This window comes from Roseovarius roseus, assembly GCF_043355935.2.
Classification (GTDB): Bacteria; Pseudomonadota; Alphaproteobacteria; order Rhodobacterales; family Rhodobacteraceae; genus Roseovarius; species Roseovarius roseus.
Genome location: NZ_JBHFPE020000059.1, coordinates 1 through 883, shown reverse-complemented (window position 1 = coordinate 883; position 883 = coordinate 1). Strand labels below are relative to the sequence as shown.

Annotated in this window: 1 protein-coding gene; it reads left to right on the top strand. The window is 53.8% G+C overall.

All coding sequences use genetic code 11. The features are described 5' to 3' along the window. The coding region (locus ACEWPL_RS19440; protein ID WP_420744410.1) for a hypothetical protein at positions 1-793 on the top strand (793 nt) is incomplete at its 5' end. Between the last annotated feature and the right edge of the window lie 90 nt (positions 794-883).

The following is an 883-nucleotide window of genomic DNA, read 5'->3' as shown; positions in this document are numbered from 1 at the left end:
AAGATCAGACATGAGATCGCTCCTTTTCGGAGCCGTGAATCACGCAGAGAACCTGAAATCAATGGGTCCAGAGCCTACGCCAGCGCGGCATCGGATGCCATACGTGATTTTGGATATTGGCGCGGGAACAACTGACGTCGCGGGCTGTGTCTGCATTAACAATCCCTCAAAGGATCGCGTTACCGTGGCAGAGGTGCGGGCCGCCGCGAGGGCAATCCCACTGGCGGGCAACATAGTCGACAATGCCCTGCTAAAGCTGATTATGGAAAAGAGCGGTCTGGCCGACGGGACCGCTGAGCACAGGCGCGTCCATGCAGCCGTAAAACGCGATGTTCGCAGGGAAAAAGAAGTGCTTTTCACCGATGGAGCCATCAGCATCGGACTAGTTACTGGAGACGTGGTTGAAATCGGGCTCGACGAGTTTTTAAGACAGCAGACTATCCAGAATCTCTTCAAGAAAATTTCCGATCTCGTTACGGAAGCTGCAATCTGCATTGCAGGCGACGAAAATTTCATCAACGTGACAGCGACGGGTGGTGGCGCGGCGCTGCCGGTAGTCAAGGCGCTCGATGGCAAAATGGTAGAGTTCGAAGGCAAGCATTTCCAACTGAACCTGGCCAACGCGATGCCTAGAGAATTGGAAGAGAGTTATCCTCAGCTCGCCGTCTCATACCCACAGCTAGCGGTCGCGGTGGGTGGAGCTTTGCCGAACCTACCTGCGCAGGTGAATAGCATACAAGAGGGCATATCAGATCCAGGAAAGAAATATCTTGCGCCGATGTATAAGTCCTAGGAGCAAGGCCAAGGGGGAGTGTCATGAACTTTGTGTATCTGGCCCGGTCCATGCGGTTTCAGATATTCAAGCGTCGAAGCGCTCGCTAAA